Origin of the sequence: Methylophaga sp. (assembly GCF_048266885.1) — a bacterium.
GTDB lineage: Bacteria > Pseudomonadota > Gammaproteobacteria > Nitrosococcales > Methylophagaceae > Methylophaga.
In genome coordinates, this window is record NZ_JBLWYR010000009.1 from 31712 (window position 1) to 57621 (window position 25910).

The 25910-nt window shown below is 44.0% G+C and carries 26 protein-coding genes; 15 read left to right on the plus strand and 11 right to left on the minus strand.

All coding sequences use genetic code 11. The features are described from left to right. Window position 1 precedes the first annotated feature (1 nt). Window positions 2-1129, plus strand: coding sequence for a glycosyltransferase family 4 protein (locus ACN0V2_RS05970; protein WP_417549879.1), 1128 nt, complete (start codon window positions 2-4; stop codon window positions 1127-1129). A 40-nt stretch (window positions 1130-1169) separates the two neighbouring features. Further along, the gene (locus ACN0V2_RS05975) at window positions 1170-2129 is read left to right on the plus strand and encodes a glycosyltransferase family 9 protein (protein ID WP_417549880.1); all 960 of its coding nucleotides are present in this window, start codon (window positions 1170-1172) and stop codon (window positions 2127-2129) included. Here ACN0V2_RS05975 and ACN0V2_RS05980 read toward each other — a convergent pair. Continuing rightward, on the minus strand, window positions 2126-3850 hold the full coding sequence (locus ACN0V2_RS05980; protein WP_417549881.1) for a carbamoyltransferase: 1725 nt from the start codon (window positions 3848-3850) through the stop codon (window positions 2126-2128). The genes ACN0V2_RS05975 and ACN0V2_RS05980 overlap by 4 nt on opposite strands. Window positions 3851-3913: 63 nt before the next feature. After that, window positions 3914-4837, minus strand: coding sequence for a DUF6625 family protein (locus ACN0V2_RS05985; protein ID WP_417549882.1), 924 nt, complete (start codon window positions 4835-4837; stop codon window positions 3914-3916). 164 nt (window positions 4838-5001) lie between these two features. Between ACN0V2_RS05985 and ACN0V2_RS05990 the strand changes: the two genes are divergently transcribed. Together ACN0V2_RS05990 and ACN0V2_RS05995 are read left to right on the plus strand one after the other, a co-directional pair. Next, window positions 5002-6141, plus strand: a complete 1140-nt coding sequence (locus tag ACN0V2_RS05990; RefSeq protein ID WP_417549883.1) for a glycosyltransferase — start codon at window positions 5002-5004, stop codon at window positions 6139-6141. After that, window positions 6131-7318, plus strand: a complete 1188-nt coding sequence (locus tag ACN0V2_RS05995; protein ID WP_417549884.1) for a hypothetical protein — start codon at window positions 6131-6133, stop codon at window positions 7316-7318. The genes ACN0V2_RS05990 and ACN0V2_RS05995 overlap by 11 nt, the downstream gene beginning before the upstream one ends. Window positions 7319-7331: 13 nt before the next feature. Here the strand turns inward: ACN0V2_RS05995 and ACN0V2_RS06000 are convergent, their stop codons facing one another. The 5 genes from ACN0V2_RS06000 to ACN0V2_RS06020 form a co-directional block, all read right to left on the minus strand. Then, on the minus strand, window positions 7332-8468 hold the full coding sequence (locus ACN0V2_RS06000; RefSeq protein WP_417549885.1) for a glycosyltransferase: 1137 nt from the start codon (window positions 8466-8468) through the stop codon (window positions 7332-7334). A 73-nt stretch (window positions 8469-8541) separates the two neighbouring features. After that, window positions 8542-9555, minus strand: coding sequence for a lipopolysaccharide heptosyltransferase II (gene waaF, locus ACN0V2_RS06005; protein ID WP_417549886.1), 1014 nt, complete (start codon window positions 9553-9555; stop codon window positions 8542-8544). Continuing rightward, entirely contained in the window at window positions 9555-10361 is an 807-nt protein-coding gene (locus ACN0V2_RS06010; protein WP_417549887.1) for a ZIP family metal transporter, read from the minus strand. The genes waaF and ACN0V2_RS06010 overlap by 1 nt, the downstream gene beginning before the upstream one ends. 38 nt (window positions 10362-10399) lie before the next feature. Further along, window positions 10400-11140 carry a peptidoglycan editing factor PgeF gene (gene pgeF / locus ACN0V2_RS06015; RefSeq protein ID WP_417549888.1) on the minus strand — a complete coding sequence of 247 codons (741 nt, stop codon included), beginning with the start codon at window positions 11138-11140 and terminating at the stop codon, window positions 10400-10402. Continuing rightward, entirely contained in the window at window positions 11133-11933 is an 801-nt protein-coding gene (locus ACN0V2_RS06020) for an inositol monophosphatase family protein (RefSeq protein WP_417549889.1), read from the minus strand. The genes pgeF and ACN0V2_RS06020 overlap by 8 nt, the downstream gene beginning before the upstream one ends. Window positions 11934-12029: 96 nt before the next feature. On the opposite strand from ACN0V2_RS06020, the gene ACN0V2_RS06025 reads away from it, so the two are divergent. From ACN0V2_RS06025 to pmbA, 7 genes are read left to right on the plus strand one after another with little or no spacing between them, the layout of a single operon-like run. After that, window positions 12030-12758: a 16S rRNA (uracil(1498)-N(3))-methyltransferase gene (locus ACN0V2_RS06025; protein WP_417549890.1), complete on the plus strand. Its 729-nt coding sequence runs from the start codon at window positions 12030-12032 to the stop codon at window positions 12756-12758. Further along, window positions 12755-13066, plus strand: coding sequence for a DUF3301 domain-containing protein (locus ACN0V2_RS06030; RefSeq protein ID WP_417549891.1), 312 nt, complete (start codon window positions 12755-12757; stop codon window positions 13064-13066). Before ACN0V2_RS06025 ends, ACN0V2_RS06030 begins: the two co-directional genes overlap by 4 nt. A gap of 18 nt (window positions 13067-13084) precedes the next feature. Then, window positions 13085-14128 carry a response regulator gene (locus ACN0V2_RS06035; RefSeq protein WP_417549892.1) on the plus strand — a complete coding sequence of 348 codons (1044 nt, stop codon included), beginning with the start codon at window positions 13085-13087 and terminating at the stop codon, window positions 14126-14128. Window positions 14129-14147: 19 nt separating this feature from the next. Beyond that, entirely contained in the window at window positions 14148-14972 is an 825-nt protein-coding gene (prmC, locus tag ACN0V2_RS06040; protein ID WP_417549893.1) for a peptide chain release factor N(5)-glutamine methyltransferase, read from the plus strand. 37 nt (window positions 14973-15009) lie between these two features. Continuing rightward, window positions 15010-15768 (plus strand): HesA/MoeB/ThiF family protein, encoded by a 759-nt coding sequence (locus ACN0V2_RS06045; RefSeq protein WP_417549894.1) that lies wholly within the window; start codon window positions 15010-15012, stop codon window positions 15766-15768. Next, a complete protein-coding gene (locus ACN0V2_RS06050; protein WP_417549895.1) occupies window positions 15769-16179 on the plus strand; it encodes a Mov34/MPN/PAD-1 family protein in 411 nt (136 codons plus the stop codon). Beyond that, entirely contained in the window at window positions 16176-17501 is a 1326-nt protein-coding gene (gene pmbA, locus ACN0V2_RS06055) for a metalloprotease PmbA (RefSeq protein WP_417549896.1), read from the plus strand. The genes ACN0V2_RS06050 and pmbA overlap by 4 nt, the downstream gene beginning before the upstream one ends. A 1-nt stretch (window position 17502) precedes the next feature. Here the strand turns inward: pmbA and ACN0V2_RS06060 are convergent, their stop codons facing one another. Genes ACN0V2_RS06060 through ACN0V2_RS06075 form a run of 4 tightly spaced genes read right to left on the minus strand, consistent with a single transcriptional unit; the run spans window position 17503 to window position 20847 of the window. Beyond that, window positions 17503-19674 (minus strand): PilZ domain-containing protein, encoded by a 2172-nt coding sequence (locus ACN0V2_RS06060; RefSeq protein ID WP_417549897.1) that lies wholly within the window; start codon window positions 19672-19674, stop codon window positions 17503-17505. Window positions 19675-19688: 14 nt separating this feature from the next. After that, complete coding sequence (locus tag ACN0V2_RS06065; protein ID WP_417549898.1) at window positions 19689-19958, minus strand: BolA family protein; 270 nt, start codon at window positions 19956-19958, stop codon at window positions 19689-19691. After that, a complete protein-coding gene (locus tag ACN0V2_RS06070) occupies window positions 19955-20254 on the minus strand; it encodes a YciI family protein (protein ID WP_417549899.1) in 300 nt (99 codons plus the stop codon). The genes ACN0V2_RS06065 and ACN0V2_RS06070 overlap by 4 nt, the downstream gene beginning before the upstream one ends. Further along, complete coding sequence (locus ACN0V2_RS06075) at window positions 20254-20847, minus strand: septation protein A (protein WP_417549900.1); 594 nt, start codon at window positions 20845-20847, stop codon at window positions 20254-20256. The genes ACN0V2_RS06070 and ACN0V2_RS06075 overlap by 1 nt, the downstream gene beginning before the upstream one ends. Window positions 20848-20899: 52 nt before the next feature. On the opposite strand from ACN0V2_RS06075, the gene ACN0V2_RS06080 reads away from it, so the two are divergent. The 4 genes from ACN0V2_RS06080 (at window position 20900) to clpB (ending at window position 25832) form a co-directional block, all read left to right on the plus strand. Further along, window positions 20900-21730: a PHP domain-containing protein gene (locus ACN0V2_RS06080; protein ID WP_417549901.1), complete on the plus strand. Its 831-nt coding sequence runs from the start codon at window positions 20900-20902 to the stop codon at window positions 21728-21730. A gap of 65 nt (window positions 21731-21795) precedes the next feature. After that, on the plus strand, window positions 21796-22422 hold the full coding sequence (locus ACN0V2_RS06085; protein ID WP_417549902.1) for an L-threonylcarbamoyladenylate synthase: 627 nt from the start codon (window positions 21796-21798) through the stop codon (window positions 22420-22422). Further along, entirely contained in the window at window positions 22419-23099 is a 681-nt protein-coding gene (locus tag ACN0V2_RS06090) for a lysophospholipid acyltransferase family protein (protein ID WP_417549903.1), read from the plus strand. The genes ACN0V2_RS06085 and ACN0V2_RS06090 overlap by 4 nt, the downstream gene beginning before the upstream one ends. A 147-nt stretch (window positions 23100-23246) precedes the next feature. After that, window positions 23247-25832 (plus strand): ATP-dependent chaperone ClpB, encoded by a 2586-nt coding sequence (clpB, locus tag ACN0V2_RS06095; protein WP_417549904.1) that lies wholly within the window; start codon window positions 23247-23249, stop codon window positions 25830-25832. The last annotated feature ends 78 nt before the right edge of the window (window positions 25833-25910 follow it).

Genomic DNA, 25910 nt, shown 5'->3' on the forward strand with positions numbered 1-25910 from the left:
TATGAAGCTGGCGGTATGCCTGTATAAATATTTTGCCTATGGCGGCCTGGCACGGGATTTTCGGCGAATTCTGGAAATTCGCCGCGATGCCGGAGATGAAATCGATGTGTATTACATTGAATGGCAAGGCGAGCCCATTCCCGGTTTTAACCAAATTCCGATTAATGTTTCAGGGCTGACCAATCATGCCAAAGTACGGGATTTTTATAATAAATCGCAGCCATTAATCGCCGCTGGAAATTACGATCTGGTGATCGGCTTTAACAAAATGCCTGGACTGGATTTGTATTACGCTGCTGACCCTTGTTATCTGGCGCGGGTCAGGCAAGAGCCAAGCTATATCATCAAACAGTTTTTTGGCCGAGTAAGATTTTATGAAGCCTGGGAACGGGCCGTTTTTGGGCCGCATAGCCATACCGTGTCGATGATGATCTCATCGGTACAGCGCAAATTGTTTGAGCAGTATTATCAGACACCACCGGAAAGACTGGTCGACCTGCCGCCCGGTATCGATCCAGATAGAGTGCGTCCGGATGACTGGCAAATACAACGTCAGCAATTTCGCCAACAGTTATCGTTGAATGATGACGACTTTTTACTACTGATGATTGGCTCAGGTTTTAAACGTAAAGGCGCTGATTTTGCTATCGAGGCCATGGCCGCTTTACCACAGGCTTTACGTGAAAAAACACATTTGTATGTGGTGGGTGATGATAATGCCAAACCCTTAGAACAACTGGCGCAAAAGCTTGATGTCGCTGAACGAACCCATTTTATGGGTGGACGCGATGATGTAGCGAAATGGCTGCTGGCGGCGGATGTGTTTTTACATCCGGCGCGTTCTGAAAATACTGGGACTGTGATTCTTGAAGCCATGGTTGCCGGATTGCCAAGTTTGGTCAGCAGTGCCTGCGGTTATGCCAATTATGTTGAAGACTCGAACGGGGGAGAGTGTATCGACCAGCCGGAAGATACAACAGCTTTTACACAGCAGTTGGCTAAAATGCTTGATAAAAAACGCCTACAAAAAATTTCACAAAATGCTTTGGATTATGCGGGCACGCATGATTTGTATAGCATGCCGCAGCATGCTGCCGAGTTGATAGAAATGTTAGCTATAAAGCAGTAAGCCAATATATTTACAAAATAATTCAAGAAAATTTCAATAAATGCAATTAGTTAAAAGAATAGCAATTGTTCCATTCCCTGCTCTTGGTGATGTGACCATTTGTTTGCGATTAGCACAAAATCTGACAAATAGTGATTACGAAGTAACGTTGTTTGCAAATTTAATTACTTCAGCTGCTTTAAATTTCCCATGGCTTAAGCTGAGCGCATTACCTACGAATCCTGATGTCATGATGTCATCATACGATCTGATCCTTCTGGATATATTGTCGCCGTGGGTAAAAGATCATTTGGACGATTTAGAAGTTTCGAAAAATATACTACTGTTCACTTCAAAGAATTATTCTAAAAGCCTTCCAACTAAAACTTTTTCAAATAAAAACTTAATTTCTCAATCATCCGGTACTTTTACCAACCGTCCACTTTGTTTGGATAAAAACAGTACCAGAAGTATGGTTGACTGGGTTGATGAGTATGGGATGGAGGTATTAGGTGTTAAAGCCGACTCATTGTTACCTGCAGTTACTTTCCATCAGCCTAAGCAATTTGAAAATTTAGTGGTGATTTTTCCAACTACGCCAAATCCAAAAAAGAACTTTTCAATCAAAGGCTTTAAGAAACTTGCAAAACAGCTAGTGAACATGGGGTTTCAAGTAGAAGTTATTGTTATGCCCGATGAAAAAGAACTGTTAAAAGATAAGTTTGGGATAATAAACGTTAAAACATTTCAGGAAGTCGCACATTTAATAGAATATCTGCGATCAGCTAAAGTGGTGATTAGCAATGATTCAGGTGGAGGACACCTTGCAGCAATGTTAGGTATCCCCACAATAACCATTACCCGTAAAAATAAAAACTTCGTATGGCGTCCAGGTTATAACCTGGGAAATGTCGTTTCACCAATTGTTACTCTGAAATTTGGTGGCGAACATATCTGGCGACCATTTATTTCAATTAAAAAAATTGAAAGCATCACCAAAAAAATTATGCGTAATAGTTAAACTTTGGTTATCAGAATATCTTCCATCACCAGATATTGCAGATCGGAACCGAAGAACATATTCAACGCATCAGTTGGGCTGCAGACCATCGGTTCACCACGGCGATTCAATGAGGTATTCAACACCACGGCATTGCCGGTCAGTTTTTCCATTTCTTCGATCAACTCGTAATAACGTGCATTGGTCGCACGGGTCACGATTTGTGCCCGGGCGGTACCATCTTCATGGACAACTTCTGGAATTCGTGATTTCCAGCTTTCTGCCACGTCAAAAGTAAAGGTCATATAAGGACTTGGATGCTCTGTTTGCAGAATCTCCGGCGCCACTTTATCCAGCATACTTGGGCAGAATGGACGCCAGCGTTCACGATATTTGATCTGGGCATTAATCCGATCAGCAACGCCTGAATGATTTGGTGACCCCAATATACTGCGATTACCCAAGGCCCGGGGGCCGAACTCCATACGGCCCTGAAACCAGGCAACTGGATTGCCATCAGCGAGAATTTTTGCCGTATCCACACACACATCATTCAAATATTGCCAGCTAACTGGCTGTGTATAACGCTCACAAGCATCAACGCATTGCTGGGTGGTATAGGAAGGGCCGAGATAAACATGCTCCATTTTCTCGACAGGTACACCAGCCAATTGCGAAGCATAGCTGGCCGCGCCAATGGCCGTACCTGCATCACTGGAAGCCGGTTGTACGAACAATTCTTTTACACCGGGCATGGCAATGATGCGTTGGTTAAGTTTGACGTTAAGCGCTACGCCACCGGCATAAGCCACTTTGCCGGTTTCACGAATGATATCGCCAAGATAATAGTCAATAAGGTGTAGCGCACATTTTTCCAGCAATGCCTGAATACTGGCCGCGTAATCAATGTAGGGCTCGTCTTTTTCGTCGCCTTCACGCATTGGACCAAGCCATTCAATGAGTTCGGGACTGAAAAAATAACCTTTGCCATTCTTTTTGTAACGCCGAAAGCCAACGGTGTTGACCAGCTTGGTATTCACTTTGAATTCACCATTTTCACAATGAATCAAACGTGAAAAATCAAAACGGTTCGGATCGCCATAAGGCGCCATTCCCATAACCTTGAATTCGCCATCAAGCATTTCAAAGCCCAGGTACTCGGTCATCGCTCCATAAACGCCGCCGAGTGAATCGGGGTCATAGAATTCTTTGATTTTATGAATTTTGCCGTTTTCGCCATAACCAAAAAATGTTGTGGCGTATTCACCTTTACCATCTATACCGATAATCGCGGTTTTTTCCTGAAAACCACTAAGGTGATAAGCACTGCTGGCATGGGCTAAATGATGTTCAACCGGGACAAACTTGACTCGTTTGGAATCAATGCCTAAATCATCCAGCAATTTCATGACGTTTTTGTGATTTCGCCAGTAACGACGATTACCTGAAAATAAGGCAGTTAAAGCTCGATCGGGTGCATACCAGTGACGTTTGGCATAGTGCCAGCGTGCAGGTGATTGCAAACCGATTTGGGCGTAAGGAAAAGCGACAATATCGATTTCATCAGGACGGATTCCGGCCTGTTCAAGACAATATCTGGTGGCTTCATAAGCCATCTTGCCCTTGGCGTGTTTGTCACGAAGAAAGCGTTCTTCTTCGGCAGCTGCCACCAGTTTTCCATCAATATACAAAGCAGCTGAGGCGTCGTGATTTACTGCGCCGGAAAGGCCTAAAACGATCATAAATTATCTTCGAGTTGCGTAAAAATGTTGTTCAGTATATCAAGCGTGAAGGCGAGAGAACATTTAACCTTGCATATTGTCTGGATTAATCGAAGTAAAGCCCTTCGAGGAGATCTGAAAACCATTTTGACGTGCCTGATCGATATCGATTTTTACTAGCCGATCTAATGAAGACCATGCAGCTGGTGCTTCACGTAGTTTTTTTGGCAACCAGCGATTGGATTTCCAATTCATGAAATGAAGATACATAAATTCCCGATTATCTCTGTCATTAGTCAGGCGACCATCTTTCCAAAACCACTGCTGAGGATGATCTGAACTACCATCCAGCCATTTTATTGGTGAAAGAATAGTGCTGTATTGTTCCTTGTACAAAACCCGTCTTTGATAGCTTGAACTGTATGACCATAATTTTTGCAGCCACAATGGGTGGTTTTTATGACGGACAAATAACTTGGAGAATTTGGACTCATCCAATCCCAAGTGTTTATCCATTTCCATTAGATTTTGCCAATCTGGAATTTTGCGAAAAGCTTGTCGATATTTATCAATGTTGCGAAAAATTGCAAAATGCCCTGATAGGCGACGTTTATGCGTACCAATAACATCATACCTTCGCAGAAAATCGTCAGTTATAAAGTCTCTTATCTGACCATAAATTATATCTATATCGCCCACCGCAAAAAAATCATAATCTTGAATATCTAGCTCATGTATAAACCCTAAAGCTGGCTTCAGATCACAAAGTTTGTAAGGGCTCGAAGGATTAAATCGAATGACTAAACGTTCGCTTACAAAGCGTTTGTATTCATCAAAAGAAATATGTACAAACCTGACGTTTGGAGATTTAATTTTGGGTTCACCGCAATCCGTGTAGAACAGCCAGTTGATTTGAGGATTGTTTTTGCAACTTTCTATATATAACTCGAACCATTCTGGCCACTGACCAAAATATGGAATAATTTTGATGATCTTATGGTGTTGCATTGTTCAATTAAGTCCAAACTAAAAAATAATGCTTTGTACTTCCAGTATTCGACATTAGTTCAAACATATTGTTGTTCTATGAACTAAAGTTTTATGTATGGCTTATGAAAGTCCAATGGGGGATTATGCTGTATAATTTTGGGATTTCCAACAAAGCAAATTAGATGGCAAAACGAGATATTTCTGTCCTTCAACTACATCAAGGTTACAACATAAAGCCGATTGATGTAGCTGACCTCGCTGAACAGGTAATCAAAGCACTTCCACCTGAAAAATTCGCTTCCACGACTTTATTTGTTACAGGGAAACCTCAACCCGGTGAAAAAGAGAGCTGCGCGGAACGAACCATCTATCTCGATTTGCCAAAAAAAAATCTAAGGGGTTTGAGGCTGCGAGCTCTCTACGAATTATTCAATACTTTTAGAAGAGAACACTTTGACGTTGTAATTTGTAATCGATTCAAACCCACTTCATTAATGGTCTGGTTACATTTGTTTATTGGCCGACCAAAATGTCTTTCGGTGGTGCATATCCTTAGTGATTATCGACCATTTATGCGAAGACTAATGATTAAGCTAATTGCACATAAATGGCATTTTGTTGCGGTTTCAGAATCAGTACGACAAGGACTTTTTGCGCTTAATTGTGGTTTTAATGAACGTAATGTCACAGTTATAGAAAATGCGATCGATTCCCAACAGATGCTATCGCTGCTCTATCCAGCAGACGTTTCCAGAAAAACACTCGACTTGCCAACGGAAAAGACCATTGTGGGCACGATTGGCAGGCTTGATAAGCGTAAAGGCCATATCGACCTTGTAAGAGGTTTTGCCAAGATCCATCAACAGTTCCCTGGTGTCTTAATAGCAATTATTGGTGAAGGTAAAGAACGTAAAACACTAGAAGCTGAAATCGCAAGTCTAGGCTTATCAGAGAAAGTATTTCTTTTAGGTAACGTAGATGGAGCTGCTCGCTATATAAAAGCTTTCGATATTTGGATTATGCCTTCTCATAGTGAAGGTCTGCCGCTGGCATTAATGGAAGCGATGACGGCAAAACTTCCCATACTGACTACATCAATTCCCTCTATGGATTACATTGTTCGACCGGCTGGCGGAATGTGTTTTGACGTTCAAAACCCTGATGATTTAGCAAAAGTTCTGAGTGATTGTTTGAAGTTGACTCCAGAACAAAGAGCAGAATTGGGCGATCAGTCTTTTAAATACTTACAAACCCACTTCTCTTTACAACGTTATCGAAATGAATACCTATCTCTAATCGAGAGACTTTTGAATGACCGTTAGAACCTATTTCAGTTGGATGCTCGCATTCTTTGTTGCAGCTTTTTTAGTATTACCAACCAGTAAGATGGTGAACAATTTTTATTACGTATTCATTGCCATTCCTGGGCTCTATTTATTACTCAGAAATTACCAATTACTTAAACCGAGTAATTTTACAGAATGGGTTTTTGTACTTTTATGTGTTGTGATTAGCTTCTATTCTTTTTTCACTTATCCCCGAGTTATTGTTCATTCGCTCTACATCCTAGTGTTTATTTATTCGATATCTCGATTTGTAGACACGAGTTTTTTTAATACTAAAACGTTTGCACGAATATTGTTCTGGGGAGGGTTGGTATATCTATCAGTATGTGCCATATCTTTTTATATTTTTGGTAATGACCCTTTTGGAACGCGACTAAACCCTGGTGTATCAAGACTTTATAGCCCTATTCAAATCAGCATGTTTATCAGTTGTAGTTTGTTTGTAATAGGTCCGCATTGGATTAAAGATAGAAATATTGGGGAAGGTCTTATTGGCTTTAGCCTAGCCTTTTTGGCTATCGCTTTAATTTTGCAAAGCCGTACGGGTTTTATTGGAATGGGAGTCTGGGGACTCTTTATGTTGGTTATCATGCTTCGAGGGTTTGGTTTGAAGGGGGGGCTGTTTCTACTCGCAGGACTACTAATCGTAATGATTATTTCAATTCCGGTGTTTGAATTGGCTGGTCAAACTACACAACTCATTGAGCGTGCTGATTCATATCGATTAGCGATATGGAGTGGCTATTTGTTAGCTTGGCAAGATTGTGGTGTATTGTTAGGTTGCGGTTTTCCGGAAACACCTTCATCCCACTTAGTTTGGCAACCTGATGGAAGCGAAGTTTTTGTAACGCACAATATACTTGTCAATTTGCTTTATCATTTTGGTGTTGTGCCATTCATCATCTTTTCAATCATGATTTTGAGTGTATTACATGTGGCATGGCAGCAAAGAAATTGGTGGGGAGGATATCTTCTTGCTGGGGTATTGGCTTTGATGCTAGATAGTAACCGTATCATCAATAACCCTGATGAAGTTTGGTTAATGATGTGGTTCCCTTTTGCTTTAATTCTGGCTGAAGAGTGGCAAAACAAAAAAGAAACTATTAAAAAGAGTATTAACTGGGCTGGTAAACCTATAGTTGATGCCAACTAATTCATTTCAAGACCTATGGCTGATCGAGTTTAAGTATCTGTTTAAAAAATGAATTTTTTGCTGACGTATCAGAAAAATAATTTTCAAGTCGTTCCTCTATTAAATACTCGATTTGCTTCTCACTAGTTGCCAAATTAGCTATTGCATCCGCAAGTGCAACCGCATTTCCGAGCTCAAATAACAAACCGGTATCGCCGACGACCTCTGGTGCTCCACCACAATCTGAACAAATAATCGGCAAGTTTGCTGCCATAGCTTCTAATAAAACCATTCCAAAAGGTTCATGATCCGAGGCAAGGACAAAACAATCGAAAGCCTTGAAGTATTGTCTTGCCACAGATACTCTACCTAGAAACAAAACATTCTTTTCAATACCCAATGAATGGACAAGTTTTTTTAGCTCGTTTTCAAGTCTGCCTGTGCCAATCATGGCCAATAGCGACTTTTCAGGTAATTTTTCAAGCGCTAAGGCAAATCCGTGGATTAACGTTTTTGGATCTTTATCAGGATGGAGACGTCCAACGCTGCCAATAATCCAGGCTGATTCAGGTAACTTCAGTGCTTCTCTGGCTTGAGTACGAGACAGAAGTTCACTGCGCACCTTTTCAACATCAATATGGTTATAGAAAGTGACTATTTGTTCTGCTGGCCATCCAGCTAAATGGAGTCGAATTTCATCTCGAACAGCATTTGATACAGCCAGTATTTTTACCCTATGACGGAAGCGATTAATCATCCAGCGCCGGCTAGTGCGATCAAAGTCCCCAAAGCTATGGCGGATACTATAAATCGGTAATTTTGTAGCTAATAAACCTACGTAAGCAGATTTAGCCCGGTGCGCGATACAAAACTCAAAAGGATATTGTTTTGCAATTTGGTGAATTTCACGAATAACTTGAAGTTTTAAGCCCCGTAGTTTTTTGCTGGAGTGTCCCAGAAAAATGACTTCATCCGAATCCGCTGCTTTTGCAACAGCATCGTCTGGTTCACCTGTCATAAATACAGTTACTATCCGATATTTTGTCCCTTTAAAGATCGCGGAAAATTGACGGGCACAATCAAGAAATGGATCATAATAACAATGACAAATTTGAAGAATATAAGGCGTATCATCACTATTAACAGAAAGGTTTCCTTCAATATCCGTCATTACTTATTCGCCATTTAGTAACCTTGCCACATTTTAATCCCTTACTCTTTCTATTTTAAGGTGATGATAAAAATCAATTTGTTAAAATCATTTTGGTTATGGTGGCAGAAGAAATCTCCTGCATACATTTGTGATGACCTAACGGGCAAGTCCGCTTAAAACAGGGGCTGCACTCAATAGGAATTTGCACCAGTTGGGAGTTATCTGAAAGCGGTGGTGTAAAGGCAGGTGAGGTTGGGCCGTAAATCGCCACTAATGGTTTATTGAGCGCAGCGGCAATGTGCATTAATCCGGAATCATTACTGACAACCTGATCGGCAGTAGCAATCAGGTCAATGGCTTCACCCAGTTGGGTTTTACCACATAGATTTATAACGTTTTTTTTGTCGGTAATACCGGAGACAATTTGTTCTCCGACGGCCGCATCGGCCTTAGACCCCATAATCAACACCTGCCAACCTTGCTGTGTAAGCTGCTCTCCGAGAGCAGCATAATGTGTGGCAGGCCATTGTTTGGCCGGGCCGAACTCTGCACCCGGACATAGAACCAAACGCTTTTGTTCTGCCGCTTTAGCGGGATTCAAAATATCTGAAACCGGTTCGGCAATCATTTTTGGTGGCAGATATTGCGGGGCAATATGTGATTGGCTGGCGGGATGAGCAAGAGAGACAAATCGCTGCACCATTAACGGTAAAGCCTGTTTATTGAGCTTACGCGGATCATTGAGCAGACCATAACGCATTTCGCCTAGCCAGCCGGTACGAATGGGAATTTTGGCAAACCAAGGAATAAGCGCCGATTTCCAGGAATTGGGTAGAACAATCGCTTGGTCATAATGTTTATGTCTCAAACTCAGGCCGATTTGCCTGCGTTGTTTCCAGCCAAACACTCCATGTGTTACCGGCATGCTAATCGCTTCACGGACTTCCGGCATACGAGCTAATAATGCACGGGTCCATTCCGGTGCCAGCACATCAATATTCCCAGTCGGATAGCGCTGTTTAAGCGCAGCAAATAAAGACTGCGCCATCACCATATCACCGACCCAAGATGGGCCTATGACCAATATATCGTGTTTAGCTGGCATTAATGCAGCGTGCTATGAGCCAGATAAATGAATACCACGCCTGCAGCAATTAGCGAGATTTGCTGCAACGTTTCAGAGGGTTTCACTTTGTTGTGCAGGCCTGGAATCAAATCAGCGACGGCAATATAGATAAAGCTGGAAGCAGCAACCACCAGAATATACGGCAGAATATGTTGCATATCGGCTAGCAAGAAGTAGGCTGCTACGGCGCCAACCACGGTTGCCATACTGGAAAGCATATTGAAATAAAGTGCTTTACGACGTGAATAACCACTGTGTAACAAGATCACAAAATCGCCCAATTCTTGTGGGATTTCATGGGCTGCAATGGCGAGTGCAGTGACAATACCTAAATGCACATCCGTTAAAAAGGCAGCGGCAATCAATACACCATCAACAAAGTTATGTATGCCATCGCCTATCAGGATCAATGCGCCTGCTGCTTTTTTAGGATCTTCGTGGTGATGGTGGTGATGATCTTCACCCAGTTCTGGAATATGTTCATGCCCGTGATGACTGTGGCAATGTCGCCATAACACCATTTTTTCCAACAGGAAAAAACTCAATAAACCAATCAGTAAGGTTAGGCCTATGTTATGTGGATCCACCGCATATTCATGTTCAATAGCATGTGGCAACAAGCCTAAAAAAGAAGCGCCAAGCAATGCACCAATCGCAAAGCTCACCAGATGGGGAACAGCATGTTGACGGGTATTGGCAGGCAATAATAAAAAACTAGACGCAATACCAACACTCAGTACTCCACCAAGAATACTGAAAATAATAATCCAGATTAGTAAGTCCATACGTACCTAACCGACAAAAAGAATGCGCAAATCATACCTTATTCAGCTTCAATCCATATCAGAGTTGCCATTCGGCCGGTAACGCCATCGCGTCGAAACGAGAAAAAACGCTGTTTTTCGCCGAACGTACAATAATCTCCACCATAAATTGCAGTAATACCCCGCGCAGTTAAGCGTCGCCTTGCGAGTTGATATATATCCGCTAAATAACGATCAGCATGTGTTGATACAAAAACAGATTCGGCTAAAGGATCAACAGCTAAAAACGCTGCTCTTACCTCAGGCCCGACTTCGAAAGCTCGAGGACCAATCGCTGGCCCCAGCCAGACCATTATCTCTGATGGTGGCGCTTTGAATTTAGCCAATGTGTTTTCAATAATCCCCGCTTGTAAACCTCGCCAGCCCGCATGCACAGCAGCAACCTGTGAGCCTGTTCTATCCGTTATCAATACCGGTAAGCAATCAGCTGTCATCACTGCACAAACTATGTTGGGGGAATTACTCATAATCGCATCAGCCTCTACCTCGGGCTGCCATTGATTAGCATCAATGGCATTGATACTGTGAGTTTGTTTTAGCCATAACGGCTCGCTTGGCAAATAAGCGTTCTTAATTAATATCTGTCGATTCGATGTGACCAAAACCGGATCGTCACCTACATGATCGCCTAAATTAAGCGAATCATAGGGCGCTATGCTTTGTCCCCCGTTACGGGTAGTCGTTATTGCTTTGATGTGATTTGGAGCCGGCCAATTAGCCGTCAGAAACGATTCAGCCATCGCAACGGGGTACATGCAAATAATCACGCCACGCGGCAAAAAGGTTTTCGTCAATTGCCGCACATGTTGAGCGAGGCGTTAAACTGCGAGTGAAAACCGCTTCGTTATCCAAAGTACAGGCAAAAGCACCTGCTTCATCAACAATAAGCTGGGCTGCAGCGTAATCCCATATTTGCTGTCGGCCATGCAGATAGAGTTGAGCACGACCTGCCGCTAACCAGCAAAGCTCCAAAGCAATTGACCCCAAACTGCGTTGGGACCCATAAGGTTTTTCGTCAATCAGTCTTTGAGAAAGGGATTTAGGTAAGCGTTTGAAATCAATAATCGCCAAAGTCTGACTCAGTGCCAAACCAGAAATCTCAGCTTTTATTGATTGACCATTTAACCATGCCCCGGCGCCTTTTTTGGCGGCAAAACATTCGTTCATCACTGGGTCATATACAAGCCCCAAGGTCACTTCACCGTGTTCAATTAATGCTAATGATATGGAAAAGAAGGGCATGCCTGAGGCAAAATTACTGGTACCGTCAATGGGATCAAGACACCATAACGGCTCGCCAGTGGTTAATAATTCTGCTTGCTGACTAGCGCTCATTTCTTCGCCCAGCAATTTAATCTCAGGAAAATCGCGCTGTAAAACGTCTGTGATAGTTTGTTGCATCAACTTATCAGCAATAGTGACAACACTGCCATCATGCTTATATTGTCGGCTGACAGTATTGAATAACGGCATCAAATGTTGCTGAACCGTGTCAGTCAGGCATTGTTGTAGTTTGGCGAGGTCAGTATCCATGGACAAAAAGTATATCAGCCATTTAAGGATAATTATTCAAACTCTGCCATGCACTCTGTAAACTGCTGATTCATTTTGCTAGTTGAAACTTAGTTTATGCGTATTCCTCGTTTTTATTGCGCGAACCTCGCGCCCAATACAACGCCGATGATCTTGCCGGATGATGTGTTTCGCCATGCCATTCAAGTATTGCGTATGAAGCCTGGTGCTTTATTAAGCTTATTTGACGGCCAGGGGTTGGAATATCAAGTTCAGTTGGAGCAAGTTGACAAACGGCAAGCCAGTGTGAGTCTGCAACTACAGATAATGACTGATAACGAATCGCCGCTAGATATTCTATTGATGCAGGGGATTTCACGTGGTGAACGGATGGATTATGCCATCCAGAAAGCCGTCGAATTGGGCGTGAAACGTATTATGCCGGTGATTACTGAGCGCTGTAATGTACAGTTGTCCGGAGATCGTGCCGAGAAAAGATTGAACCATTGGCAAGGAGTGATGATCAGTGCCTGTGAGCAAAGTGGACGAAGTTTTTTACCACAGTTAATGCCCATCACCTCGTTAGATATGGCTTTGGAAAACGTAAACGATGCATGCAAACTGGTACTGGACCCAGAGGCGACAAAAAGCTTTTCCAGTGTAAATAAAGTAGATCAGATTGCTTTACTGATTGGGCCTGAAGGTGGCTTAAGTGAAATAGAAGTACAGCGGGCAAATGATGCGGGTTTTACCGGTATCAGTTTGGGGCCGAGAATCTTGAGAACTGAAACGGCTTCTGCAGCCGCATTAGCCATGGTACAAGCAGGCTGGGGAGATATTGGATGAATGATAGTACCATTGTGTTGTTAATTCTGGCTGTAATCGGCTGGATATGGTGGGACAGTCGTGGAGCCGCGGAACATGCCAGTCGCGTGGCGAGTCAATATTGCCAGTCGATGAATGTTAGCTTTCTGAACGATACTGTAGCCTGGAAAAAAATTCGGCTGAAACGCGGCGGCAACGGCAGAATGCAACTGGAACGCACCTATTTTTTTGAGTTTGCCAGTGACATGCAACAGCGTTATCGTGGCGAAATCGTTGTGTTGGGGAAACGAGTGAAGTCGATCCAATTGGATCCGCATCGTTTTAGTTAAGTCATCAGAGGAAGAGCTATGACAGATAAACTTGCACTGGTTGTAGATGATTCACGCGTTGCCCGCATGATGTTATGCAAACTGCTACAAGCTTCTGGATTTGCAGTAGTTGAACAAGGCAGCGCTGACGATGCATTGGCTTGGTTGGAAACAACAGCTCAACCGCCAATAGTTATTTTTATGGATTTGATGATGCCCGGAATGGATGGGCTGACTGCCACCCGGCAGATCAAAAACAATGTGCGCTGGCAATCCATTCCGGTTGTTCTCTGTACCAGTAACGACAGCGAAGCCGATAAATTATCTGCTCATGAAAGTGGTGTATTGGCGTTGTTGTCTAAACCACCAGAATCACATCAATTACAAACAATTCTCGACGATTTATCTTCTGCGGATGTTACTGCAGAGATTAGTACAGATGTCGCGGAATCTTCATCGTTTACGGAAAGTCCCGTAGCGCCATCTATTGAAGAAGTCATTGCTCAGGTTGAGCAACAATTACTACCCAGCTGGCTGCAACATACGCAGCATGCCACAGAGCAGATCAGTCAACAAATTGCCGAGAATATCGCCCGGCAATTGATTGATGAAAAACTCGATGGACTCGCGGAACGACTGTCAGTCGAATTAAAGCAACAGATAAGTGCTGGGGTGCAAGACAAGGTCGAGCAACAGTTAGCAACCCAAGCAATGCAAATGCAGACTGTACTCTCCGAAAAAGCGGCCGATGCAGCCGAAACGGCAATGCAAAACCTGAATCAATCAAACCATTGGCAACAACAAGTCACATCGCAGACAGAACAATGGTTAGCCAGTCAGCAGCAAATTATTCAGCAGCAGTTGCTGACGGCATTACAACCCAAAATCGAAACGGTTATTTATGAACAGCTTGCTGCTATTCCTGATTCAGTAGATCCAAGGATAGAAACACTTCAGCAAGAGCTAGCCCAACTTCAATTGATGTATGAACAATTGGTTAAACGGCAGCGCACCACGAGTGCCTTGCTGATGGTTGCTTTAGCTGCTGGCGTATTTGCATTGTTACAAATCAATTTGTTTTGATGTGATGGTTTAAAAAAGTATGACCATTCAAGAGGCTTTGCAGTGGGCCAAAAATCAGCTGGCTGCAAGCCCAACCCTACGCTTGGATATCGAAGAACTGTTATGTCATGTTCTGCAATGCCAGCCACTCCGATTCATCACTCATCCAGAACAAACGCTCACTCCTCAGCAACAACAGCAATTTGTGTTACTGATTGAACAGCGTCAGCAGGGCTTACCCGTGGCCCATTTAACCGGCGTTCGGGGGTTTTGGTCTTTGAATATCGAGGTCAATCAACATACGTTGATTCCACGGCCCGATACGGAACTTTTGGTATCGCTGGCGTTGGAGAAAATTCAGCCAGGAATGCGGGTTGCCGATCTGGGGACGGGTAGTGGTGCGATTGCTCTGGCAATTAAAGCCGATTGCAATGATATCTGGATGCTTGCAACGGATTATTCCGAACAGGCTTTGATGATGGCCAAACACAATGCCGAAATAAATCAATTGCCGATACATTTTGTTCGAGGCCAATGGTTGAGTGCCATGCAGCCGGCAAGTCTTGATATCATCATATCTAATCCTCCTTACATACGATCTGATGATCCGCATTTAACCAATGGTGATCTCCGCTTTGAACCACTGTCGGCGCTGGCCTCAGGAGAGGATGGCTTAGAGGATCTTCGGCAATTGGTTCGCCAATCTGCCGTGATACTAAAACCTCAAGGTTGGTTAATGGTAGAACATGGTTATGATCAGTCATCATTAGTTCAAGAACTATTCCAACAGAATGGTTTTATTGAAATTCAGGCTTATCAGGATTATGGACAGCAAGATCGCGTGGTGATCGGCAAACAAGCGTAACGCTCGCCAAGCCACTATTTCAGGTAACATACTGCAAATGAACGATGAACAATTGCTGCGTTATAGCCGCCATATTTTATTGCCCCATTTTGATATCACCGGTCAACAGCGAGTGCTGGAGAGTCGTGTATTGGTGATTGGGTTGGGTGGTTTAGGATCACCAGTAGCTCTATATCTGGCAGCAGCGGGAGTGGGGCATCTGGTGCTGGTGGATGATGATAAGGTTGAGCTGACGAATTTGCAGCGACAGATCGTACATCGCCAAGCGACAGTGGGTAAAAGTAAAACTAGTTCAGCTGCTGCTACTTTACAAAGCTTGAATGACACCATTAAGGTTGAGACGATTGATCATCGTTTGAGTGAGCCTGAACTAAGAGATCAAGCCACTCTGGCTGACGTTATAGTGGATTGTACTGATAATTTCAGTAGCCGGTTTTTAATGAACCGAATCAGTAAACAAACTAAAACACCCATGGTCTCAGCGGCGGCAATACGCTGGGAAGGACATGTTTCGGTATATGATGCTAGACAAGCAGACGCGCCATGCTATCGTTGTTTATATGACGACAATGCTGGTGATATTCAGCAAAGTTGTGCCGAGAGTGGGGTGCTCTCACCCTTGCTGGGCATGATGGGCTCCATCCAAGCGATTGAAGCACTTAAGTTACTTGCCAAAACTGGAGCTTCTCTCAGTGGTCGATTGTTAATAGTCGATGCCCTATCAATGCAGATACGGGAAATAACATTAAAACAGGATCCGGCCTGTCCGGTATGTCACGATAATGAGAATAGCTAAATGACAGTTAAAACAACGATACGTTTACCACGCACTTTGGTGAATGAGCTATTACATCAGGCACAACTTTCACCTAATCAGCAAGTTTCTGGATTAATCGGTCGTCATGGGCAACGGTGTATGTGTTACCCGGTTGATAGCGTCAAAACTGATGCCAGTGTGTTATTTGCATTAAGCGCTAGTGAACAATTGGCCGCGTTGAAAGAAATGAAAGAACGTAATCAAGAACTGTTTGCTATTTATCATTCCCATCCCGATGCGCCAGCGTTGCCATCGGTCATTGATGAGGATGTTGCAGATTATCCGCAGGCTTTGTATCTGATTATTTCATTAAATACCCGCGGCGTATTGGAAATGCGTGGTTTCCAAATGCATGGAAAAAACATCGAAGAGGTAAATTTGATCATATGAGTAAATTGGACGCATCACTACTACAAAATGCAGCGCAACAGGCGCTGGATGCAGCAAAAAAACTGGGTGCGACTGCTGCCGAAGTTGGTATCAGTCAAAGTCTAGGTTTATCAGTAAACGTCCGCCAAGCTGAAATTGAAACGCTGGAACATAACAAAGATACCGGATTGGGTGTAACAGTGTATTTGGGACAAAGCAAAGCCTCTGCCAGCACATCTGATTTACGACCTGAAGCCATCCAGGAAACGGTGGCCATGGCTTGCAGCATTGCCAAACATACTCAGGAAGATAAATTCGCGGGTTTAGCCGATGCAGAATTGATGGCTACCTCTTTTCCAGATCTGCAGTTGTATTATCCATGGGAGTTATCTCCGGAACAGGCGATTGCCCTGGCGATGGAATGTGAACAGGCAGGGCGTGATTTTGATTCACTTATCAGTAATTCAGAAGGTGCCAGTGTTTCTTCACACGAAGGGCAACGGATTTATGCCAACAGTCATGGTTTTATTGGTCAGACGCAATCCACTCGGCATAGTTTGTCATGTACGTTAATTGCTCGTGATGAAACCGGTATGCAACGTGATTACTGGTATGACGTTGCTCGTGATAGTCAGGATTTGGCGTCTGCCATTTCTGTGGGTCGTAAAGCGGCTGAGCAAACATTAAAACGACTGAACGCCCGCGAAATTGAAACCGGTCATTATCCGGTCATTTTCGCTGCTGAAATTGCCTCTTCATTATTTGGTCAGCTGGTGGGTGGAATTCGCGGTAGTGCTTTATACCGAAAATCTAGTTTTTTGCTGGATAAGCTGGGCGAACAGATTTTTCCATCGTTTATGCATATTCATGAGCAGCCACATTTACTCAAAGCATTAGGCAGTTCCTCGTTTGATTCGGAAGGTGTTGCAACGCAAAATCGTGACATTATCCGCGATGGCGTATTACAAGGTTATGTATTAGATAGTTATTCTGCCAGACGCCTTAATATGACCACCACGGCGAATGCTGGTGGAGTACACAACCTGACTGTTGATAGTAATGATTTATCATTTAAAGACATGCTTAAAGCCATGGATCGTGGCGTGATTGTCACTGAAACCATGGGCATGGGTGTCAATATTGTGAATGGTGATTACTCTCAAGGTGCCGCGGGTTTCTGGGTAGAAAATGGTGAAATTCAATATGCCATTGACGAATTCACGATTGCTGGGCAGTTGCAGGATATGTTCAAAGGTATCCAAGCGGTTGCTAATGATGTGGATTTACGCAGCAATATTCGTAGCGGCTCGGTGTGGATCGATAAAATGATGGTGGCGGCGTAATTTACGACTCAAAGCTATCTCGAACTAAATCGGTAATATCGGTTAAATAGGCAACCGCAAAGATTGAAAACAACATTTGCCGGAGGTTTTTTATCCGGTGAGCACTGTGGCTGCGCAATGCATTAATTTGACGAATCAAGTCTTGCTCGTCATTCAGCCAATCTGTTTTGCTGTTGACCAGCTGGCAGTGAAAGACAAAGTGATTTTCTGAGATAAACATTCGGTGTAACAACAGATTTTTGGCTTCGGTTGATTGCAGTTCATGTTCACAAATAATCTGCCAGGGTTGTTGTTGCGAGCGATAGCAATACAATCCCATGCTGTGTGTTACCAGATTATCGGTAGTGGCTGTTTTTAACTGTAGTGTAATACGCGGGATAGCGTTCGAAATCGCTTGCCACAATTTATTATCAGTTTGATCCAGAGTCTGAGAATGACCAACCACCGACTGCAGAATACGTTTTTGTTGATTATCTAATCCAAAGAATAAAGCCGTATTGAGCGGCGCATGGCTCAGTAGATCCAGATAAACCCGACTGTATTGCATCTGCAATAAATCATCCTCTCGACGGGCCAACGATTGTTGATTGCTGGAAATGGCTTTTTCAAAAAATTGATTAAGGGCCAGCGGGCATTGGGTCACCAAACGTTGCAAGCCCAGTTCAGTTTGCTCAGCAAATTTCTGCACCCGTTTCACTTCATAGGGCACACTGCGTAAATTCAACAGTGGCCGTTGTGCCTGCCAACGGGTGAAATGCAGTGCCACCCGACTGCCAACCCGCACGGGCAAATCAGCATTGACCGATAGCGACAGTCCATTTATTGAAACTTCGTTGGTCTGCGATGCATATTCTTGACTATTTAAAAACAAATTCACTGGAGTAAGCACGGTATAACGGCTTTGTTGTCGGCGAATAAATGCTTTTAGCGAACTGACAGGAGGCAAGTCGAAAGCCGCTGCCGTTTTGTCGATAATCACATCGGCATCAGGTTGAGGCTGATTACTACTTAACTGTTGCAAACAGGCAGTCACATTAGTGATTTCGACCAGTTTTTTTAAATTGGATATTTTGCGTGAAAAGTCACCAGCAATACGTGGATCGACCTGAGCAATAATGTCTAGATTTGCATGATAAAGTGTCTCATCAACCCGCAGTTCGGTCACATTGAAAAACCATAAGGCCGTATTGCTTTGCCATGGCCAAAACTTTTTTAGACGCTCTATCTCGTTGTCATCAATAACCATCATGCCAGTTGGATACAGCGCTACAAATCCACGGGTTAATTTGCTCTGTTCAATATGGCTAAGCAATCTTTTTACTAATGACAGTAGATTGGGAGCGTCGAAAAATATCCGGTCACAGACCGTGCTGCTATGAAGTGCCGTAACGGTGGGGGTTAATAGCTCACCCATCCAGCAGAGCATGCTGGGTAGTTGCTGACTGTATAAACGCAATAAACAATTTTGGGTTAAGTTGAGAATTTCATTATTCAATTCTGCCTGACTGTGTTGATTATGATTACTTAACCAGTTTTGCCAGGCCTGACGCACATCATCACCGACCGAGTCATTAAACCGCAGCACGGCAGTGGTTCGCTGTTCATCATGATCCAGTCGGGTAATATCAAATTCGATTTGAGTCGGCTCAGCATTTTTGCCATCTGGAAAATGCTCAAAACTCACACTGACGGTATCGTTTTTCTCCAGCGTCGACACCTGTTTCATGCTGACACGAATCGCATCTATACTCACGTCCAGCGTCATCGCATGATAGCTCAACTCAGCATTTTGTATGGTGACCGGTAAGGTCAGTAACACACGCTGTGCGTGGCGTCTTATCGGTTGATCTAACCGAATAAGTAATACACCACTGTCTTCAGTGGGAGTAGCTTGTTGTTGCTGGGTTTGCTGTTGATAGTGACGGACAGCTTGTAACAGTGCCTCATAGACGCCGACGGTATAATTTCCACCAACACGTTCAACCAGCTGTTTGAGAATTAAATAACTGCGGTCATCAAGGTAATGGGTAATACCGCCAAATTGATAAGGCTGACATTCACCGCTGACTTTGCCACGTAAATCAATAATGCGTAGGCAGGGTTTTTGTAGACGTTGGCGTTCCAGTTGAGCCAGAAAGGTTTGGTTTTGAACTTTGCTACTTTCTGTGGCCATTGTGCTGGATTATGTTAGTTAAGTTCAGCGGGTGTTTTGGCTTGAATACTCAGCGCGTGAATGGCTGATGGCAACAATTCAGCTGCAGCCTCATAGACTAGCCGGTGGCGTTTGAGAGGCGATAGACCTGCAAAAGCTTCACTGACAATAAAAACAGTAAAGTGACCACCTCCGGTATTGCCCGCATGTCCGGCATGTAGATGACTATCATCGGTAATCTGAAGCTGTACTGGATTCAGCTTTTGAAGGGCCTCTTCCAGTTTTTGTTGTGTCGTGCTGCTCATGGTAAGACCTTGCGAAAAGGTTTAACAATTACGTTAGCGTACACCTCTGCCTCAATATAAGGATCGGCTGCTGCCCACTCTTGCGCACTGTGCAAATCATCAAATTCGGCTACCACAAGGCTACCAGTAAATCCTGCTTCGCCCGGATCTTCGTTATCAATTGCCGGGTGAGGCCCGGCCAACACTAAACGGCCTTGATTTTGCAATTCCTGCAAACGAGCAAGGTGAGCGGGACGCACAGTCAAACGGCGTTGCAGACTATCAGGCTTATCCTCGCTGATAATGGCATATAACATCAGGAGACATCCTTTGAGTTACCGTTTTCATTAATGTGACGCGAAAGATAAATCGCCTGGCCAGCAATAAAGACGATGGTAATGGCCAAAGAGCCGAATAGTTTAAAGTTCACCCAGGTTTCTTCTGAGTAGTAATAGGCGATATAAATATTCAAGAATCCGGAAAAGATAAAAAACAGAATCCATGCAGTATTTAATCTTGACCAGACGGCAGTGGGCAGTTGCAGATGCGCAGCCATAAGGCGTTCAAGCAGCGTTTTGTCAGTAAATACTCGGGCACCGATAAAGGCTAATGCAAACAGCCAGTTCACCGCAGTGGGTTTCCACATCACAAATTCCGGGTTCTGCAACCAGAGCGTGGCACCGCCCAGCACCATAACTAAAATAAACGTAATTAAATGTTGTCTTTCCACTTTGCCGTGACGCAGCAACCCATAAATCACTTGTGCAAAGGTCGCCAGCATCATCACTGCGGTGGCGACATAGATACCAGCAATGTCATATTCCTGTCCATTCCAATGGTAGATTCCACCACCAAATTTATAGGCGATAAAAAATAGAATAATGGGCAAGAAATCAGTAAATAGTTTCATCTTTAATTTCAGTTATTAGAGAGATGGCACATTCTAACGTAAAATCAACACCATGACGCACTATGACCTGCATTGCCACTCCACCGCCTCCGATGGCGGCCTATCTCCAGAAGATCTTGTTGAGCGCGCCGTTCAACAAGGTGTCGATGTGTTGGCGTTGACCGACCATGACGGCACAGAAGGTATCGCTGCAGCGCTTCGCGCGGCTGAAGCCTTGCCTTTAACCCTGATTCCAGGGGTAGAAATTTCAGTCAGTTGGTACAGCAGCACGGTTCATATTGTTGGGCTTAATATAGATATTGAAAACCCTAAACTGCAAACCGGTTTAGCCAAAATTCGTGATTATCGCCAACAAAGAGCTGAACAAATTGCGCAGCGTTTGGAAAAATCGGGTATTTCGGGGGCTTTGGAAGGTGCCGCTCAATATGCCTCAAAGACGATGTTGGGGCGAATGCATTTTGCGCAGTTTTTGGTCGAAAAAGGCCATGCCTCAGATACTAAAGATGTGTTCAAACGTTTTTTGGTGCGTGGAAAACCGGGATACGTTCCTGGGCAATGGACAGATTTACCCTCCGCAGTTGAATGGATAACGGAAGCTGGGGGGCAAGCGGTTATTGCCCATCCATTACGTTATAAAATGACCGGCACCAAGCTGCGTCGTTTAATTGAAGATTTTAAAACCGCAGGCGGACAAGCAATTGAGGTCAGTTCCGGGCATCAACATCCAGATCAATTAAGGAATGTTGCAGCATTGGCTAAACAGTATGGTCTGCTTGCTTCCTGTGGATCGGATTTCCATAGCCCAGATCAAAGCTGGAGTGAACTCGGACGGTTTTTACCTTTGCCTGCGTCATGCACACCCGTATGGTCGTTGTGGCAGTGAAGCAGGCATAAAGACTCGACTATGCTATATCTGTTCAATATTTCGAGAACTAACGAAGGTTTTATATGAGCCAGTATTTTCAAATTCATCCCGATAACCCGCAGCAGCGTCTAATTAAACAAGCCTGTCAGATCATCATGAAAGGTGGTTTAGTGGTTTATCCGACTGACTCTGGTTATGCCTTGGGGTGCCATTTGGGTGATAAAGCGGCGATGGATCGCATTCGCCGATTGCGGCAACTGGATGATGATCATAATTTCACTTTGGTGTGTCGTGATTTATCCGAACTGGCGGTTTACGCCAAATTTAATAATGCAGTATTTCGGTTGATTAAAGCCCACACACCGGGTCCTTATACGTTTGTATTACCAGCCACCAAAGAAGTACCTCGCAGATTACAGCATCCAAAACGTAAAACCATTGGTTTGCGTATTCCGGTCAATAATATTGCTTTGGCTTTATTAGAAGAATTGAATGAACCGTTAATGAGCTCAACCTTAATTCTGCCCGGTGAAACCATGCCGATGACCGAAGCTGATGAAATCGCCGATCATTTAAGTAAGCATGTCGATTTAATTATTGATGGTGGTGCTTGTGGTCATGAACCGACAACGGTTATCGAGTTTGTAAATGATTTACCGGAAGTGGTTCGCGTTGGCATGGGTGATCCTGCACCATTTGAGGTGGAATGATCGTCTATATCGGCTTGTTCTTTTTAATCGCTTTCAGTATCTGGCTCATCGGTATTTTAAATGCCGAAGCTGATTGGGGCGGACCGTCCGTTAATTGGCTGGATGGCTGGACGCGACTGATTTGTCGTTATATCCAACGTATACCGGATAAGAAAATAGCTTTACCCGAGATAGGGCCAGCCATTGTGGTCGCCAACCATGTGTCAGGTGTTGATCCTTTATTACTGATATCCGCCAGCAAACGTCCGTTACGCTTTTTGATTGCCCGCGAAGAGTATGAACGGCCTATCGTTCATTGGGTGTTTAAAAAAGCCGGCTGCATCCCGGTGGATCGTACCGGTCGCCCGGAGCAGGCATTAAGACAGGCTTTACGAGCCTTGCAACAGGGCGAGGTTATTGCCTTGTTTCCCCACGGAAAAATCCATCTGGATAGTGATCCGCCGAGAAAAATCAAAGGTGGCGTCGGCCGATTAGCAAGCTGGTCATCTGCACCTGTTTTTCCCGTTCGAATTGATGGTGTCAGCGCCCAAGGCAAAGTTTTTACTGCGCCATTTGTCCCCAGTAGAGTACAGCTGACGATGAGCCCGGCATTGCATTGTTCTACTGAAAACATGCCACAATGTTTGCAAGACATCAGCACAGCTATTGAGACACCGGCAAGCATTAAAAAAACTTAAACACGGTTTTATCATTGTTTAATAATTAAATTATTTTCAATAACTTAGTGTTTTAATCAAAATAATTATTTTTCTGTGGTCGCTCACTTGATTTCCAATCGTCACCCCCCATTTTGTAATTAACTTATTTTTTACAGGGATATTACGATGCAAATCGATAAACTCACCAGCAAATTTCAGGAAGCACTGGGAGCAGCACAAAGTCTTGCGGTCGGCCGTGATCATCAGGTCATAGAGCCAGCACATTTATTGTTGGCATTACTCAATCAGCAAGGTGGCACCGTGAAACCTTTGCTGGCGCAAAGTGGTGTCAATGTGCCAGCTTATCAAGCTGATCTTGAAGCACAGTTAAAGCGTTTTCCTCAGGTTGAAGGCGGCAATGGCGATATTCGGATTTCTTCTGAGTTAAGCCGTTTGTTAAATCAAACTGATAAATTGGCCCAGCAACGCCAGGATCAATTTATTTCCAGTGAGTTATTTGTGCTGGCAGCAGTTGAGGATAAAAATCAAACAGGTGAATTGCTTCGTAAGCATGGCGGCAATAAAACCAACATAAACAATGTGATTGATAAAATTCGTGGGGGCGAACGCGTGACCGATCAAAATGCAGAAGAACAACGTCAGGCGTTGGAAAAATACACAATTGATCTCACAGCCCGTGCCGAAAGCGGTAAGTTGGATCCAGTGATTGGGCGGGATGACGAAATTCGCCGCACTATCCAGGTTTTGCAACGTCGTACCAAAAATAACCCGGTGTTGATCGGTGAACCGGGGGTCGGTAAAACCGCCATTGTTGAAGGACTCGCCCAACGAATAGTCAATGGTGAAGTGCCAGAAGGCATGAAAAACAAACGGGTATTATCGTTGGATATGGGTTCGTTGATTGCGGGCGCCAAATTCCGTGGTGAATTTGAAGAACGTCTAAAAGCAGTGCTAAGTGATCTATCGAAACAGGAAGGACAGATCATTCTGTTTATTGATGAAATCCACACCATGGTTGGTGCTGGTAAAGCCGAAGGTTCAATGGATGCCGGCAACATGCTTAAACCGGCTTTGGCGCGCGGTGAATTGCATTGTATCGGTGCCACCACTCTGGATGAATATCGCCAATATGTGGAAAAAGACGCTGCTCTGGAACGTCGTTTTCAGAAAGTGCTGGTGGGCGAACCTAGTGTGGAATCGACCATCGCTATCTTGCGTGGTCTGAGTGAGCGCTATGAAGTGCATCATGGTGTGGATATTACTGACCCGGCCATCGTTGCCGCAGCGACCTTATCACATAGGTATATCACTGACCGAAATTTGCCGGATAAAGCGATTGATTTGATCGATGAAGCCGCCAGCCGGATTCGAATGGAAATTGATTCCAAACCGGAAGTATTGGATCGGCTGGAAAGGCGTTTAATTCAGTTGAAAATTGAACGTGTGGCGTTGCAGAAAGAATCGGATGAAGCCTCGAAAAAACGTCTCGATACGCTTGAAACAGAGATGAAAAAACTGGCGCGTGAATACACTGATTTAGAGGAAGTATGGAAATCGGAAAAAGCGGCTTTGCATGGTAGTCAGCACATTAAGGAAGAGCTGGAAAAAGCCCGGTTGGAGCTGGAATCAGCTAACCGTAGTGGCAATTTAGAAAAAATGTCTGAGCTGCAATATGGTCGTATTCCTGCGTTGGAAAAGCAGCTTGATATTGCCACACAGGCTGAAATGCAGGACTTCACATTGCTGCGGAATCGAGTTGGCGAAGAGGAAATTGCCGAAGTGGTTTCTAAATGGACTGGTATTCCGGTGTCCAAAATGCTGGAAGGTGAACGCGATAAATTGCTAAAAATGGATGAAGCTTTACATGAGCGCGTGATTGGTCAAGACGAAGCCGTTGATTCAGTTGCCAATGCGATTCGTCGCAGTCGTGCTGGCTTGTCTGATCCTAATCGTCCTAACGGTTCATTTTTGTTTTTAGGCCCAACTGGTGTGGGTAAAACCGAACTGTGCAAATCATTAGCAACATTCTTATTTGATACTGAAGATGCCATGGTAAGGATTGATATGTCCGAGTTTATGGAAAAACACTCAGTTGCGCGTCTTGTCGGCGCGCCTCCTGGTTATGTGGGCTATGAAGAAGGTGGTTATCTGACCGAAGCAGTGCGCCGTAAACCTTATTCAGTGATCTTGTTGGATGAGGTTGAAAAAGCCCATCCAGATGTTTTCAATATCTTGTTGCAAGTGCTGGATGATGGACGTTTGACTGATGGTCAAGGTCGGACCGTGGATTTCAGAAATACCGTTATCGTGATGACCTCAAATCTGGGCTCCAATGTGATTCAAGAGATGGCCGGTGAAGACAATTATGACGCTATGAAAAATGCGGTGATGGAAATTGTCGGCCAGCATTTCCGCCCGGAATTTATTAACCGTGTGGATGATGTGGTGGTGTTCCATCCGCTACAGAAATCACAAATTCGTGCTATTGCCGATATTCAGTTGTCACATTTGCGCCAACGTTTGGCTGAAAAAGACATGGGACTTGAATTATCCGATGCAGCGCTGGACATGCTATCTGAAGCGGGATTTGATCCGGTTTATGGTGCACGTCCTTTGAAACGCGTTATTCAGCATCAGTTAGAAAATCTGCTGGCACAGGCCTTGTTATCCGGCCGATTTGTGGCGGGCCATGTTATCAAAGTGGATGTTCAGGATGAGGAGCTAGTGTTTACCAGTGAATTGAGACACTAAGCGATGAACAAACTATTGCCGGGATGGATGCCTAAATTTATCCATCCCGGATTTATTTATCATTAAGAATTTAATTAA

Excerpts from the sequence above, each read along its gene's own strand:
- ACN0V2_RS06000 (WP_417549885.1), bottom strand. The coding sequence starts at position 8,468 with ATGACGGATATTGAAGGAAACCTTTCTGTTAATAGTGATGATACGCCT.
- ACN0V2_RS06020 (WP_417549889.1), bottom strand. The coding sequence starts at position 11,933 with ATGGATACTGACCTCGCCAAACTACAACAATGCCTGACTGACACGGTT.
- ACN0V2_RS05975 (WP_417549880.1), top strand. The coding sequence starts at position 1,170 with ATGCAATTAGTTAAAAGAATAGCAATTGTTCCATTCCCTGCTCTTGGT.
- clpB (WP_417549904.1), top strand. The coding sequence starts at position 23,247 with ATGCAAATCGATAAACTCACCAGCAAATTTCAGGAAGCACTGGGAGCA.
- ACN0V2_RS06025 (WP_417549890.1), top strand. The coding sequence starts at position 12,030 with ATGCGTATTCCTCGTTTTTATTGCGCGAACCTCGCGCCCAATACAACG.
- ACN0V2_RS05970 (WP_417549879.1), top strand. The coding sequence starts at position 2 with ATGAAGCTGGCGGTATGCCTGTATAAATATTTTGCCTATGGCGGCCTG.
- ACN0V2_RS06010 (WP_417549887.1), bottom strand. The coding sequence starts at position 10,361 with ATGGACTTACTAATCTGGATTATTATTTTCAGTATTCTTGGTGGAGTA.
- ACN0V2_RS06050 (WP_417549895.1), top strand. The coding sequence starts at position 15,769 with ATGACAGTTAAAACAACGATACGTTTACCACGCACTTTGGTGAATGAG.
- ACN0V2_RS05985 (WP_417549882.1), bottom strand. The coding sequence starts at position 4,837 with ATGCAACACCATAAGATCATCAAAATTATTCCATATTTTGGTCAGTGG.
- ACN0V2_RS06075 (WP_417549900.1), bottom strand. The coding sequence starts at position 20,847 with ATGAAACTATTTACTGATTTCTTGCCCATTATTCTATTTTTTATCGCC.
- ACN0V2_RS06090 (WP_417549903.1), top strand. The coding sequence starts at position 22,419 with ATGATCGTCTATATCGGCTTGTTCTTTTTAATCGCTTTCAGTATCTGG.
- pgeF (WP_417549888.1), bottom strand. The coding sequence starts at position 11,140 with ATGGCTGAATCGTTTCTGACGGCTAATTGGCCGGCTCCAAATCACATC.
- ACN0V2_RS06085 (WP_417549902.1), top strand. The coding sequence starts at position 21,796 with ATGAGCCAGTATTTTCAAATTCATCCCGATAACCCGCAGCAGCGTCTA.
- ACN0V2_RS05980 (WP_417549881.1), bottom strand. The coding sequence starts at position 3,850 with ATGATCGTTTTAGGCCTTTCCGGCGCAGTAAATCACGACGCCTCAGCT.
- prmC (WP_417549893.1), top strand. The coding sequence starts at position 14,148 with ATGACCATTCAAGAGGCTTTGCAGTGGGCCAAAAATCAGCTGGCTGCA.
- ACN0V2_RS06060 (WP_417549897.1), bottom strand. The coding sequence starts at position 19,674 with ATGGCCACAGAAAGTAGCAAAGTTCAAAACCAAACCTTTCTGGCTCAA.
- ACN0V2_RS06080 (WP_417549901.1), top strand. The coding sequence starts at position 20,900 with ATGACGCACTATGACCTGCATTGCCACTCCACCGCCTCCGATGGCGGC.
- ACN0V2_RS06070 (WP_417549899.1), bottom strand. The coding sequence starts at position 20,254 with ATGTTATATGCCATTATCAGCGAGGATAAGCCTGATAGTCTGCAACGC.
- ACN0V2_RS05990 (WP_417549883.1), top strand. The coding sequence starts at position 5,002 with ATGGCAAAACGAGATATTTCTGTCCTTCAACTACATCAAGGTTACAAC.
- ACN0V2_RS05995 (WP_417549884.1), top strand. The coding sequence starts at position 6,131 with ATGACCGTTAGAACCTATTTCAGTTGGATGCTCGCATTCTTTGTTGCA.
- ACN0V2_RS06065 (WP_417549898.1), bottom strand. The coding sequence starts at position 19,958 with ATGAGCAGCACGACACAACAAAAACTGGAAGAGGCCCTTCAAAAGCTG.
- ACN0V2_RS06045 (WP_417549894.1), top strand. The coding sequence starts at position 15,010 with ATGAACGATGAACAATTGCTGCGTTATAGCCGCCATATTTTATTGCCC.
- ACN0V2_RS06035 (WP_417549892.1), top strand. The coding sequence starts at position 13,085 with ATGACAGATAAACTTGCACTGGTTGTAGATGATTCACGCGTTGCCCGC.
- ACN0V2_RS06030 (WP_417549891.1), top strand. The coding sequence starts at position 12,755 with ATGAATGATAGTACCATTGTGTTGTTAATTCTGGCTGTAATCGGCTGG.
- pmbA (WP_417549896.1), top strand. The coding sequence starts at position 16,176 with ATGAGTAAATTGGACGCATCACTACTACAAAATGCAGCGCAACAGGCG.
- waaF (WP_417549886.1), bottom strand. The coding sequence starts at position 9,555 with ATGCCAGCTAAACACGATATATTGGTCATAGGCCCATCTTGGGTCGGT.